Genomic DNA, 12,711 nt, shown 5'->3' on the forward strand with positions numbered 1-12,711 from the left:
AAGCATGGCGCCCGCGCGCCGCGGCGACTTTCCCGGCAGCGGCGTGCTACGGCGTGATGGGCCGCCCCACGGTACCGATCGCCGCCTCGCGCGGCGCGTCCGCGGGGCGAGCCGCTGATGTCGGGACGGAACACGCATGGACAGGTCAGGAACGGACCACAATCGGGACGGCTTCGTCGATCGTGGCGAGGTCGCGCGGTTCGATGCCCTCGCCGCGACCTGGTGGGACGAGGCCGGTCCGATGCGGGTGCTCCACCGATTCAACCCGGTGCGGCTCACCTACATCCGCGACGCGCTCTGCCGCCACCACGGTCGGGACCCCCAGAAGCCGTTCCCGCTGGACGGGCTCACGATCTGCGATGTCGGCTGCGGCGGAGGCGTCCTGTCGGAGCCGCTGGCGCGCCTCGGCGCCACGGTGACCGGGTTGGATCCGGCGGAGCAGAACATCGCGGTGGCCCGGGCCCACGCGGAAGGCGCCGGCGTGCCGGTGGACTACCGTGGCGAGACCATCGAGGCCGTGGTCGCCTCGGGACGGACCTTCGATGCGGTGCTGATCATGGAGGTTGTTGAGCACGTCTCCGACATGCCGGCCTTCGTGCGCACGGCCTGCGCCGCGGTGAAGCCTGGCGGGATGCTGTTCGCCGCGACGCTCAACCGGACCATGCGGTCCTTCGCGCTGGCGATCGTCGGCGCGGAGTACGTCCTCGGCTGGCTTCCCCGCGGCACGCACGACTGGGCGAAATTCGTGACGCCGGACGAGCTCGGCCGGGCGATCCGCGCGGGCGGTCTCGCGGTCACGGACACGACCGGGGTGGTCTACAACCCGCTCACCGACGGATGGCGCACCGGCCGGGATACGGCCGTGAACTATATGGTCGCGGCGGCGCATCGGGGCTGAACCGGACCCGCCGCGCGCCGTTGGGTTCGCGGCGGAGGTGCTGGCGATGCTTGAGAAGATACCCAGCGTGGTGGGCGAAGCCCTGTCGGGCCTGAAGGCCGGCAGGGATAAGACGGCCTATCACGCGACCTTTTCCGACGTTCCGGAGACGCTCACGCTGACGAGCCCGGCCTTCGCCGATGGCGCAGGCCTGCCGGCCCGACACACGGCGGACGGCGAAGGCGTGTCGCCGCCGCTGGCCTGGAGCGGCCTGCCGGACGGAACCGCCGCCCTAGTCCTCCTCGTCGAGGATGCCGGCAGTCCGACCCCGCAACCTCTGGTGCATCTCATAGCCTGGGATCTCCCGCCCGAGCCCGCCAGTCTGGACGAAGGTTCCCTTCCGAGCCCCGGCCGACCGGGCGAGGCGCGCCGGCTCGGCCGGAACAGCTTTCAGAAATCCGAGTGGCTACCGCCGGATCCGCCGAGCGGCCACGGTCGCCACGACTATGTATTCCAAGTCTACGCGCTCCGGCAGGCGCTGTCCCTCGGCGAGGATCCGGGGCGCGGCGCATTGCTGGCGGCCATGCGCGATCGTGTTGTCGCCAAGGGGCAACTCACCGGGACCTACGAGCGCCGGTAAGCATCGGGAGGACAGGCAAAAATCGGGATCGGACAGGATCCTGTCACGTTGTGCCGGCGATGCGACGCCGGTATTGAGTCGACCGGCCGTGCCCCTTGGGCATCACCGCCATATCAGGACAGGAGACCGGGCCCGTGGGCGTCGACGCGCGGACCAAGCGGCACAGCAGCGCGCGCGTGGCCCAGACGCTGGCCGCCTCGGGTGTCGGAACGTGGGAATGGCACATCGCCGACGACGTCCTGCGCTGCGATGCGGCCGCTGCGGCGATGCTCGGCGTACCGCAGGCGCGGGCCGGACGAGGCGCGACCTTCGCGCTTTTCCTGGACCGCGTCCATCCGGAAGACAGGCGCCGCGTCGGCGTGCTCATCGACGATCTTCGCGGCCGGGGCGGCCTGTACATCGCGCAGTACAGAACCGTTCCGCGGCCCGGCGACGTCCGATGGGTCCTGGCGCGCGGCCGCTTCGGCGGGAATGCCGAAGGACCCGTGAGCGAGGCGCGCGGGATCGTCATCGACGTGACCGAGACGGGCGGTGACGGCGTTCAGGACGAGGCCACGTTCTGCGTGACGGACGCCACGGTGGGCGGCATCGACGGGGTCGCCGAGCTCGCCTTGGCGCTGTTCGCCTCGGCCGAGGCGGGTCTCCCGCGAACCGGCTTCGAGCGTCTGAAGCCGCTGCTGGACGCGCTGCTTCACGAGATCGGGCGCCAGCTTGTGAGCGCTCCGCCGGTGCCAGACCTCGACAGCATCCACTGAGGCCTCGCCCCGCAGCGCCTTGCCTAGCGGGGGCGAATCCTGATATGGCGGCGCCATCCCGCGATGCGTGAGCCGTGATCGCCGGACGCGATCGCGCGTCCTGCTTTCGCACCACGTTCCCGACACCCTTGTGATGGACGGCCCTCCGGGCTCGAAAGACCGATGAAGATCCGCAACTCTCTCAAGTCCCTGCGTGGCCGCCACCGCGACAACCAGCTCGTGCGCCGCAAGGGCCGGGTCTACGTGATCAACAAGACCCAGAAGCGCTTTAAGGCCCGCCAGGGCTGAGGACGGCTCGTCCGGCCGAACGGCTGGACTCTTCGTTTTGCAGGCAGCCGCTCCCGGTCGGGATGCGGCTGCTTTCGTTTGCGCGGCACCGCGGCACGTTGACGGGCGCGGTGACGGCGCCCAGTCTGACGCGATGATGCCGTCTCGCCCCCTCGCCATCCTGGCCTGCCTCGCGGCCTTCGCTGCCGGGTCCACGGACGCAGCGGCGGCTCCGGACGCGAACCGGCCCGGGCGCACGGCGCCGGAAGCGAAGGCCGTGCCCAAGCCGCCGACCCTGGACGAGCTGTTCGCCCGTCTGCGCGCCAGCGAGGACCCCGCGGAGGCGAAGGGCATAGCCCGGCTGATCGAGCGGAGGCTGGCTGGCTCCGGCAGTCCGACCGTCGACCTGCTCACCGACCGGGCCCGGCAAGCCGTGACCGCCCACGATTTTCCCCTCGCCGCCGAACTCATGGATCGGGTCACGGCCTTGGAGCCCAACTGGTCCGAGGGATGGAACCGGCGTGCCACCGTGTTCTGGCTGCTCACCGACAAGGACGACGCCATCGCCGACCTGCAGCGGGCGCTCGTGCTTGAGCCTCGCCATTTCGAGGCCTGGGCGGCTCTGGGCCGGATCTACGAAACGAATGACGATAAGGCTCGCGCGCTGGCGGCCTTCCGCCGGGCGCGTACCCTCTACCCGAAGATGGAGAAGATCGGCGAGGCGATCGACCGCCTCACGCCGGAGGTCGACGGCCGCGACCTGTGAATCGGGTGTTCGCCGTCTTCCTCACCCTCCTGGCCCTCCCCTTCGCGGCCGCGGGGCTCGTGCTGGCGGTCGGAGCGCTGGCCAGCCTCTTTATCAGCCTGCGGGTCGAGGCTGCCCATCCGCCAGCCGGTCCATTCGTGGCGGTGACCGGCGGCCGGCTCGCCACGCTCCAGGACGGGCCGCCGGACGGACCTCCGATCGTCCTCCTGCACGGGGCGTCGGCCAACGCGTCAGACCCGATGGAAGGGGTGGGTCGCCGGCTCGCCGCCCGGGGTTTCCGGGTCATCGCCTTCGACCGGCCGGGATTCGGCTGGAGCGATCGGATCGCGGGCGCCGAGGCTGCCGATCCATCCGTCCAGGCCCGGCTGATCGCCGAGGCGTTGGAGCACATGGGCGTCGGCCCGGCGCTGGTGTTCGGCCATTCCTGGGCGGGGGCTCTGGCGTTGGCGCTGGCCCTCGATCATCCCGAGCGGGTCACAGCCCTGACCCTCGCCGCCCCCGTGGCGATGCCCATGCCGGACCGGATGCCGGACCTGCCCTGGTACTGGAAGCTCGCCGTGAAGCCAGCTGTGGCGTGGCTGCTCAGCCGGACAATCGGGCCGCCCCTGGCGCAGCACTTCCTGCCGGAGGCAGCGCGGCGGGTCTTCCAGCCCCAAGCGGCGAACCCGGACTACCCGGAACTGGCCCGTGCCGATCTGGTCCTGCGGCCCGGAACCCTGCTGGCGAATGTACAGGACCTCCTCGGATTGTCGCGTGCGCTCGCGGGACAGAGCCCGCGCTATGGCACGATCCGGGTTCCCACCCTGGTCATCTCCGGGGAGGCGGACCCGATCGTCCGGAGCGAGTCGCAGGCGGTGCCCCTGGCGCGGGCAATTCCAGGTGCCCGGCTCGTTCTCCTGCCGGGGATCGGGCACATGCTGCAGTACGTGGCCGCAGAGCGCGTGGTCGATGAGGTCGCTCGGCTCTCACGTGCGGTGACAGGGACCCCCGCAGCCATGCCGGCCGCGACCCGCTGAGCCGAAGGTCGATCACCGCGTCATCATCAGCCTCGCCGGCCGATGTCGTCAGGCCGACGTTCGCGGCGGCGACCCCAAGGCGCCGCGAACGCGCGATCACCCGGCCCGCCCCGCGGCGCGCGTCCCCGACGAGAGGACGGCCCCGGCATGGCGCGGCGCGGGAAGCCCGTCACGCCTTCTCGGCGTGCTCGCGGGTGATGAAGGCCAGCCGGACGAGGTTCGTCGCCCCCGGCGTACCGAACGGCAGACCCGCCACCACGATGACCCGGTCACCCACCGCGGCGAACTTCTCGCGCACCGCGAATTTTGCCGCCCGGAACGACATGTCGTCCACGTCGCTGGCATCCTTGGTGACGATCGGATGCGTGCCCCAGGCCAGGGCGAGGCGGCGCGCGGTCTCGCGCCGGGGCGTCAGCGCGATCACGGTGGCGTTCGGGCGCTCGCGGGAGAGGCGGAGCGCCGTCGAGCCCGAATTGGTCCAGGCCATGATGGCGTCGAGATTTAACGCGTCGACCATCTGGTGAGCGGCCGCCGCAATGGCGTCGGCCGCCGTCTCGTCGGGGGTGGCGCTCTGCGCCCGGATGATCGACCAGTAGATCTGGTCCCGCTCGACCTGCTCGGCGATGCGGTTCATGGTTTCCACGGCGCCGATCGGATGCGCGCCCGAGGCGCTCTCGGCCGAGAGCATCACGGCGTCAGCGCCCTCGTAGACCGCGGTGGCGACGTCCGAGACTTCGGCGCGGGTGGGCACCGGCGCGGTGATCATCGATTCGAGCATCTGGGTGGCGACGACGACGGGCTTGCCGTAGCGCCGCGCGCCGCGGGTGATGCGCTTCTGAACGCCGGGAACCTGCTCCAGCGGCATCTCCACGCCGAGGTCGCCGCGGGCGACCATCAGGCCGTCGGAGATCTCTAGGATCTCCTCCAGGCGCGTGAGCGCCTGAGGCTTCTCGATCTTGGCCATCACCAGGGCGCGGCCGGCACAGACCTTCTTGACCTCGGCCACGTCCTCGGGCCGCTGGACGAAGGAGACGGCGATCCAGTCGGCGCCCGCGTTCAGCCCGGCATCGAGATCCGCCCGGTCCTTGTCGGTCATCGCCGGCACCGGGATCACGGTGTGGGGCAGCGACACGCCCTTCCGGTTGGAGATCCGCCCACCGACCTCGACCCGCGTCACCGCCCGGTTCTCCGAAGTCTCGACCACCGAGAGCCGCAGCTTGCCGTCGTCGAGCAGGATCGCGTGGCCCGGCTCGAGGGCCTGGAGGATCTCGGGATGCGGCAGGTGACAGCGCGCGGCGTCGCCCGGGCTCGGGTCGCCATCCAGCACGAAGGTCGCGCCGGCCTCGATCATCGCGGCCCCCTCCGCGAAGGTGCCGAGCCGCAGCTTCGGCCCCTGCAGGTCGACCAGAATCCCGATCGGCCGCTTGGCCTCGCGTTCGATGGTGCGGATCGCCTCGACCTTCTCGGGCAGCTTCTCCCGCGGAAGGTGGCTCATGTTGAGGCGGAACACGTCCACGCCCGCGCGGAACAGCCGCTCGATCATCTCCGGCGAGTCGGAGGCCGGCCCGAGGGTGGCGACAATCTTCGTACGGCGCGAGCGTTTCAAGTGTAATCCTCCCGATGTTTTCGGAGCGAGGCGAACAGCATCGCCTAGTCTTCATGATGTGCGCGGGTGTGAGCATCCCGCGCACGACAGCGTCAAGTGCGCCGTCTTCCGGTCAAGGCTTCGCGGGTGCGTCCGCCCGGCTGGGGTCGGTGAGCTGGATCGTCCAGCTCTTCTGCTCGCCGGTATCGACTTCGAAGAAGCCGTTGCGGTCGAATCCGCGAGCCAGACAATCCTCGATCCCGCGGATCGTGAACTCGGAGTCGCGCGTGCACATCAGAGACCGTCCGCTCCACTCGCCGCCGCGGGTGTAGTCGACCGCGAAGACATAGTAGAACCGGGCAGCCAGCGCGCCTTTCAGCAGCGTCTCGCAGGCCTTCGGCGCAAGATCCCACCAGCCCTCCGTCACCCAGCCCTGCGGATCGCGGTATCCCAGCGAGATGCCGACCTTGCTGCCGGTCTGGTTGCACAGGCGCAGGTCGGCCTTCGCGGGGCTCGCGCAGACAAGCGCGAGGCCGAGCGCCATTAATGCGGGAAGGATCTGAGCCGCCGGAACCCGAAGCCTAATCGACGAGGATGATGCGGCAGTCGTTGACATTGGTACAGGTCGGGCCGGGGTTCACGAGGTCGCCGAGGGCCGCGAAGAACGCGGTGGAGTCGTTCTGCTCCAGCATCGCGGCCGGGTCGAGGCCGGCGGCCCGGGCGCGCTCCAGCGTGGTCGGGTCGATCAGGCCGCCGGCCGGATCGGTGGCGAGGCCGCGGCCGCCATCGGTGCCATCGGTGTCGGCGCTGATGCCGGAGATGCCGGGCTCCCCGTCCAGCGCCACCGCGAGCGCCATCGCGTATTCCTGATTCGGACCGCCGTTGCCCTCGCCCCGGATCGTGACGGTGAGTTCGCCCCCCGAGATCAGCGCGACACGCCGCCCGGCCGCCTTGTGCCGCTTGGCCTCCGCCGCGTGCTCGGCCGCGACCTCGCGGGCTTCGCCCTCCAGGTCGGCACCCAGCATGACCGGCTCGTAGCCCGCGGCGCGGGCCGCCTCGGCGGCCGCGTTCAGCGCGTCGATCGGGCGGGCGATGATCTTGTACTCGGCGCGGGCGAAGGCGGGATCGCCGGCCTTCGGCGTCTCGTTGTTCGAATCGTTGAGGAGGCGCACCGCTTCCTCGGGCAGCGGGATGCCGCGCTTCGCGCAGATGGCGCGGGCGTCGGCGAGGGTGGAGGGATCCGGCACCGTCGGGCCGGAGGCGATCACCGCCGGATCGTCGAAGGGCACGTCCGAGATCGCCAGCGTCAGGATCCGCCGGGCGTTGCGGGCCGCGAGCGCGAGGCGGCCGCCCTTGATGCGGGAGATGTGCTTGCGCACCGTGTTGATCTCGCCGATCGGCGCGCCCGAGCGGAGCATCGCCCGGGTAATCGCCTGCTTCTCGGTCAGCGTCAGGTCGCCGGCCGGGGCGATCCAGTTGGCCGAGCCGCCGCCCGAGAGCAGCACCAGCACCTCGTCGTCCGGACCGGCCTCGGTGGCGAGGCGCAGGGCCTCCTTCGTGGCGGCGATGCCGGCCTCGTCGGGGACCGGGTGTCCCGCCTCGACCATGTGGATCCCCGGAGCCTCCTGCCCGTAGCCGTGCCGCGCCACCGCGAGGCCGACAATCCGGTCGTCGCCCAGGCCGTGCTGCTGCCGGTAGAACCGGCTCGCCACGGCGCTCATGCTGCCCGCGGCCTTGCCGGCGGCGAGGATGATCAGCCGGCCCGGGCTCGGCTCCGGAAGGTGGGGCGGCAGGGCGAGATCCGGATGGGCGGCGCGGATCGCCGCCGTGAGGATCGTGTCGAGCAGCGCGCGCTGCGCCTGAATGGCCGGATCGGCGACGGGCGGTACGGTCTCGGTCATGGCGTCGAACGGGCTCCTCTCTCGATTGTGTCGCGCGATCCCCGCCCGTTTCTCCCGGGGGCGGCGGGCCCGTTTCTTGCCGTGAGCGCACGATCCTTGATAGGTGATCTGCCCGAGCGGCCGCGCCACGGCAAGCGCCATCGGCGCCCTCGCACAGATCTGAAGACCTCGGAGCCCCGTGACCCGTCCGGAGACAGAAGCGGCCGCCCTGCCGGAGCATCCCTGCGAGATCATCCCGGGCGATCCGGCCTGCGGCCTCGTGATCGCCTGCGACCACGCCTCCAATTTCGTCCCACCGGACATCGATCTCGGTGTGCCGGCCGCCGAGTTCGGACGGCACATCGCCTACGACATCGGTGCCGCAGCGGTCACGCGCCGCCTCGCCGCCAGCCTGAACGCGCCGGCGATCCTCACCAACTTCTCCCGCCTGATCATCGACCCGAACCGCGGCCGCGCCGATCCGACCCTGGTGATGCGGCTCTCCGATGGCGCGATCGTGCCGGGGAATGCCCGAATCGACGAGGCCGGCAAGCGGGCGCGGATCGCCCGGTTCTACGCCCCCTTCGACGCGGCCATCGATGCGGCCGTCGCGGCGGCCGAGCGGGCCGGCCGGCCGCCGGTGATCCTGACCATGCACAGCTTCACGCCCTACTGGCGAGGCATCGCGCGGCCCTGGCAGGTCGGCATTCTGTACGACCGAGACGAGCGCTTCGCCCGTCCCCTCATCCGCGCCCTCGAGGAGGATCACGCCGGGCTGACGGTCGGCGACAACCAGCCCTATGGCGGTGGCCTACCCGGCGATACGATCGACCGGCACGCGACGGCGCGGGGCCTGCCCAACGCCCTCGTGGAGATCCGCCAGGACCTCATCGCGGGCGAGACCGGTCAGGGGGAGTGGGCCGACCGCTTCACCCGCGTCCTGCGCCCGCTCCTGGCGGCTTGATCCGATCCGGGCGGAGCCCAAGATCAACGCCTTCGCCCCGACCAGAAGAGACTTGCCGCCCATGAGCGAGATCGACACCCGGACGCAGACGGAGCTTGAGGCGGCCGTCTTCCGCCGCCTCGTCGCGCACCTGCGCGACCGGACCGACGTGCAGAACATCGACTTGATGAACTTGGCGGGCTTCTGCCGAAACTGCCTGTCGAACTGGCTGAAGGACGCCGCCGACGAGAAGGGCGTGCCCCTCACCAAGGATCAGAGCCGGGAAGCCGTCTACGGGATGCCCTACGCCGAGTGGAAGGCCCGCCACCAGACCGAGGCGAGCCCCGAGCAGCAGGCCGGCTTCGCGGCCGCGCAGGCGAAGGAACACTGACGCGTGCAACCCGCGATCCCCGTCCGGTGGGGAATCGGCTAAGCTTCCGGTAAGACCGGCCCGTTAACCACGGGTCGAGGGCGCGACCGCGCCGCACAGTCCGGAGAGCCTCATGAACGCCCATTCGATGCCCACCGCAGCGCAGCGGCCCGGCGGCGACGTGTCGTCCGCCGAAGGAGTCGCCGCCGACGAGCTGAAGCAGTTCATCGAGCGCCTGGAGCGGCTGGAAGAGGAGAAGGCCGGCATCATGGGCGACATCAAGGAGGTGTTCGCCGAGCTCAAAGGCCGCGGCTTCGACGCCAAGGCGGTGCGCACGATCCTGCGGATCCGCAAACAGGATCACAGCGAGCGCCAGGAGCAGGAGGCGATCCTCGAGCTCTACTTGCAGGCGCTGGGCATGGCGTAGGCCGCCGCTCCGACGCTGGGCGGCGCGCCACTGCGAGCGCCGCCCGCCGTCGGATCCTGATCGCCCGGCGGGAGCCGGCTCAGCGCGGATCGGCGGCGGCCGACTGGGTCGCCTCGGAGAGGCCGAGGGTCCGGCCCGATACCCGGCCGCGTCAAAGTAGCGGGTCCCGTCGACCGTCTGGTGCCTGAGCACCGTCACCTGCCCGGCCGCGTCCGGCTCCGAGCGCAGCAGCTGCATCGTGAAATCTGGGGTGCCGCCATTGGCCAGCGCCTCCGTGAGCACCCGCCCGACCAGCTTGCCCTTGGCCGGGATCGTGAGGTCCAGGATCCGGGCGATCGTCTGCCCGAGATCGGCGTTGCTGGCCGGAACCGGGCTCTCGATCCCCGTCCTGAAGCTCGGTCCGGCGGCGCCCATGACGTTGCGGGTGTCGGCCCGCGAGAAGCTGCCGTGCATGCCCTGGCCCTGCTGCAGCACGGTGTCGGACACCTCGACCCCGCAGGTCGTCGGATCCGCGCAGCCCGTCGAGAAGCTGCGGAAGTTCACCACGATGGCCGGCATCGGCGTCAGGGCCGACCCGTCGAGGGCGATGCTGGCGAGCGGCAGCGTCCCGGGGATCGATCCGAGGGCCGCGCTCACGAAGAGGCCGCTGACGTAATCCTGGCGGGACAGGACCTCCACCACCCGGCGCGCCAGCGCCGCGTCGCCGGCCGGCAGGTAGACGAGATCCGATCCGCCGTTCGCCGCGACCACCACGTCGGGCCTCGCCGGATCCGCGCCGATCAGGCCGTTGGCGCGGCTGGGGAAGCTGTCGGGTCCGAGCTTCGCGCCCTTGGCGTCCGGATCGAACAGGCGGAGGCCCAGGCCGTGCGCCAGGTCGAGGGCCAGGAATCCGGGCGGGAGCTGATGCTTCGGCACGCCCGTGTAGCTCTGCGTCGCCGCGAAGCTCGTCGCGCTCTCCTTCGAGATGGTCGAGAAGCCGTGGTCCGAGGTCAGGATCACGTCGGTGGTATCCGCCAGTCCCTGATCCTTCAGGGCCGCGAGAAGCTCGGCGAGGTTGGCGTCCGCGTTGCGGATGGCGGCGAGGCTCGTCGGCCCGTTGATGCCCGGCACCAATTGCCCGAGGCTGTCGCCCTGATTGTGCTGCGTGCCGTCCGGATCGCGCGACCAGAAGACCAACACGAAGGGATTGCCGCGGGCCTTGAACAGGGGCAGCACCGCCCGGGTCGCGACGGCCGTGAAATACTCTTGCTGCTCGACATTGGCGACCAGGGTCCCGGTCGTATCGGCCGTCCCGGCCCGGCCGTTCGCGCCCCGCGTCGGTGCTTGAAGCGGCAAGCCGGCCGCGGCGAGACGCGTGCGAAGGTCCTCGCTCAGCGGGATGCCGCCGGACCGGCCCGTGCTGTCGTCGACGAGGATGGTGTCCTGGCCGGACCGCGCCGTGTGGTCGAAGACCAGCGACGGCCCGAGCTTGCCGATGCTGGCCGTCGACAGCCCCTGGTCGTGGGCGGCCCGCAGGATGGTCTCCTCGTTGAGGTAATTCCCGGCGAAGTGCGCATCGACGTCGCCCAGGACCGGATCGCTCTCGAGGAACGGGGTCAGGCTGTCGCCGGCGCCCGGCACCGGGAAGGCCGTGTAGATCGTGTTGCCGAACTGGCCGGTATCGCCGAGCAGGTGCCCGGTTGCCATCGCGGTGGCGTTGGGCATGGTGAAGGTCGGGAACAGCGAATGCGTGTTGGTGAAGCGCACGCCGGCCTTCATGAGCCGATCCATGGCGGGTGCGTTGGCGGCGCTCACCATGCCGTCGCGCAGGCCGTCGGCGACGAAGAGGACGACGTTGCGCGGCGCTGCCTGCGCGGGGGCCGTGGCCGCGACGGCGAAGCCGATCAGACACGAAACAAAGACACGCCGCATCCCGAATCTCCGAGCACTCCACGAAGCGGGGTGGGCCCGGACGATGACAGCGGCGTGACGGCGACGGCGGACGGAACGCGCCCGGGCGGGCCTGAAGTCGGACGGGGTAGCGTGCGATCCCCTCGTCCACGATGGAAGAGGGGATGCTTCACCCGCCGGTGGCGGCTGGATCGCTGGGTTCGCGCGCCAGCGACCCGACTCACGCCGCGCGCTTGGACCGGTTCAGAAGCTTCCGGTTCACCAGCACCTCGGCGATCTGCACGGTATTGAGGGCTGCGCCCTTCCGGAGGTTGTCCGAGACGCACCAGAAGTTCAGGCCATTCTCGATCGTCGCGTCCTCGCGGATGCGCGAGATGTAGGTCGCGTCCTCGCCGGCGGCCTCGTGGGGCGTCATGTAGCCACCGTTCTCGCGCTTATCGATGACCAGCACGCCGGGGGCGGCGCGCAGGATCTCGGTCGCCTTCTCGGCGGAGAGCGGCTGCTCGAACTCGATGTTCACCGATTCCGCGTGCCCGATGAAGACCGGGACGCGGACGGCCGTGGCCGTCAGCTTGATCTTCGGGTCGAGCATCTTCTTGGTCTCGGCGACCATCTTCCACTCTTCCTTCGTGTAGCCATCCTCCATGAACACGTCGATGTGGGGGATGACGTTGAAGGCGATGCGCTTGGTGAACTTGCCGCCCTGCTTGATCTCGCCGGCGGTGAAGACCGCGCGGGTCTGGTTGAACAGCTCGTCCATCGCCTCCTTGCCGGCGCCGGACACCGACTGGTAGGTCGAGACCACGACGCGCTTGATCGTGGCCGCCTCATGCAGCGGCTTCAGAGCGACGACCAGCTGCGCGGTCGAGCAGTTCGGGTTGGCGATGATGTTGCGCTTCGTGAAGCCCACGATGGCGTCGGCGTTCACCTCGGGCACGATCAGCGGCACGTCCGCGTCGTAGCGGAAGGCCGACGAGTTATCGATCACCACGCAGCCCTGCTGGCCGATGCGCGGCGACCATTCCTTCGACGTCTCGCCGCCGGCCGACATCAGGCAGATGTCCGTGTCGGAGAAGTCGTAGGTGTCGAGCGTTTTGACCTTGAGCGTCTTGTCGCCGTAGGAGACTTCCTGACCCTGGCTGCGGCGCGAGGCCAGTGCCACGACCTCGTCGGCGGGGAAAGCCCGCTCCGCCAGGATATCGAGCATCTCGCGGCCCACGTTGCCCGTGGCGCCGACGACGGCAACCTTGTAGCCCATCTCTCGTCTCCGCGCGCTTAAACCCCGATCAATCCGG

The 12,711-nt window shown here is 70.4% G+C and carries 13 protein-coding genes and 1 pseudogene; 9 read left to right on the plus strand and 5 right to left on the minus strand.

The annotated features are described in order from the left end of the window. The first annotated feature begins 136 nt into the window (after positions 1-136). The 6 genes from ubiG to MMSR116_RS07175 all read left to right on the plus strand — a co-directional run bounded on the left by ubiG (position 137) and on the right by MMSR116_RS07175 (position 4,321). Positions 137-898 (plus strand): bifunctional 2-polyprenyl-6-hydroxyphenol methylase/3-demethylubiquinol 3-O-methyltransferase UbiG, encoded by a 762-nt coding sequence (gene ubiG / locus MMSR116_RS07150; RefSeq protein ID WP_010683487.1) that lies wholly within the window; start codon positions 137-139, stop codon positions 896-898. A gap of 46 nt (positions 899-944) precedes the next feature. Continuing rightward, positions 945-1,517 carry a YbhB/YbcL family Raf kinase inhibitor-like protein gene (locus tag MMSR116_RS07155; RefSeq protein ID WP_010683488.1) on the plus strand — a complete coding sequence of 191 codons (573 nt, stop codon included), beginning with the start codon at positions 945-947 and terminating at the stop codon, positions 1,515-1,517. A gap of 95 nt (positions 1,518-1,612) precedes the next feature. Beyond that, the gene (locus MMSR116_RS07160) at positions 1,613-2,272 is read left to right on the plus strand and encodes a PAS domain-containing protein (protein ID WP_244625615.1); all 660 of its coding nucleotides are present in this window, start codon (positions 1,613-1,615) and stop codon (positions 2,270-2,272) included. A 162-nt stretch (positions 2,273-2,434) separates the two neighbouring features. Then, a complete protein-coding gene (ykgO, locus tag MMSR116_RS07165) occupies positions 2,435-2,560 on the plus strand; it encodes a type B 50S ribosomal protein L36 (RefSeq protein WP_003601867.1) in 126 nt (41 codons plus the stop codon). 133 nt (positions 2,561-2,693) lie between these two features. Continuing rightward, on the plus strand, positions 2,694-3,305 hold the full coding sequence (locus MMSR116_RS07170) for a tetratricopeptide repeat protein (protein WP_010683490.1): 612 nt from the start codon (positions 2,694-2,696) through the stop codon (positions 3,303-3,305). Next, on the plus strand, positions 3,302-4,321 hold the full coding sequence (locus tag MMSR116_RS07175; protein WP_039892879.1) for an alpha/beta fold hydrolase: 1,020 nt from the start codon (positions 3,302-3,304) through the stop codon (positions 4,319-4,321). Before MMSR116_RS07170 ends, MMSR116_RS07175 begins: the two co-directional genes overlap by 4 nt. A gap of 169 nt (positions 4,322-4,490) precedes the next feature. Here MMSR116_RS07175 and pyk read toward each other — a convergent pair whose 3' ends face one another. From pyk to MMSR116_RS07190, 3 genes are all read right to left on the minus strand, one after another. After that, the gene (gene pyk, locus MMSR116_RS07180; RefSeq protein ID WP_010683492.1) at positions 4,491-5,927 is read right to left on the minus strand and encodes a pyruvate kinase; all 1,437 of its coding nucleotides are present in this window, start codon (positions 5,925-5,927) and stop codon (positions 4,491-4,493) included. A 112-nt stretch (positions 5,928-6,039) separates the two neighbouring features. After that, positions 6,040-6,450, minus strand: a complete 411-nt coding sequence (locus MMSR116_RS07185) for a DUF1036 domain-containing protein (protein WP_010683493.1) — start codon at positions 6,448-6,450, stop codon at positions 6,040-6,042. A gap of 37 nt (positions 6,451-6,487) precedes the next feature. Beyond that, positions 6,488-7,807 carry a glycerate kinase type-2 family protein gene (locus tag MMSR116_RS07190; RefSeq protein WP_039892883.1) on the minus strand — a complete coding sequence of 440 codons (1,320 nt, stop codon included), beginning with the start codon at positions 7,805-7,807 and terminating at the stop codon, positions 6,488-6,490. A gap of 178 nt (positions 7,808-7,985) precedes the next feature. Here MMSR116_RS07190 and MMSR116_RS07195 point away from each other — a divergent pair, with 178 nt between their 5' ends. From MMSR116_RS07195 to MMSR116_RS07205, 3 genes are all read left to right on the plus strand, one after another. Next, on the plus strand, positions 7,986-8,750 hold the full coding sequence (locus MMSR116_RS07195; RefSeq protein WP_010683495.1) for an N-formylglutamate amidohydrolase: 765 nt from the start codon (positions 7,986-7,988) through the stop codon (positions 8,748-8,750). Between the two features lie 61 nt (positions 8,751-8,811). Continuing rightward, positions 8,812-9,120, plus strand: a complete 309-nt coding sequence (locus tag MMSR116_RS07200) for a DUF1244 domain-containing protein (protein WP_039892886.1) — start codon at positions 8,812-8,814, stop codon at positions 9,118-9,120. Positions 9,121-9,247: 127 nt separating this feature from the next. Next, complete coding sequence (locus MMSR116_RS07205; protein ID WP_191991933.1) at positions 9,248-9,526, plus strand: DUF2312 domain-containing protein; 279 nt, start codon at positions 9,248-9,250, stop codon at positions 9,524-9,526. A gap of 1,014 nt (positions 9,527-10,540) precedes the next feature. On the opposite strand, the pseudogene MMSR116_RS32360 reads toward MMSR116_RS07205, so the two are convergent. Beyond that, a pseudogene (locus MMSR116_RS32360) lies at positions 10,541-11,437 on the minus strand (alkaline phosphatase family protein); the annotation flags it as partial. Between the two features lie 199 nt (positions 11,438-11,636). Then, positions 11,637-12,674, minus strand: a complete 1,038-nt coding sequence (locus tag MMSR116_RS07215; protein ID WP_010683497.1) for an aspartate-semialdehyde dehydrogenase — start codon at positions 12,672-12,674, stop codon at positions 11,637-11,639. Positions 12,675-12,711: the final 37 nt, after the last annotated feature.

The organism is Methylobacterium mesophilicum SR1.6/6 (genome assembly GCF_000364445.2).
Classification (GTDB): domain Bacteria; phylum Pseudomonadota; class Alphaproteobacteria; order Rhizobiales; family Beijerinckiaceae; genus Methylobacterium; species Methylobacterium mesophilicum_A.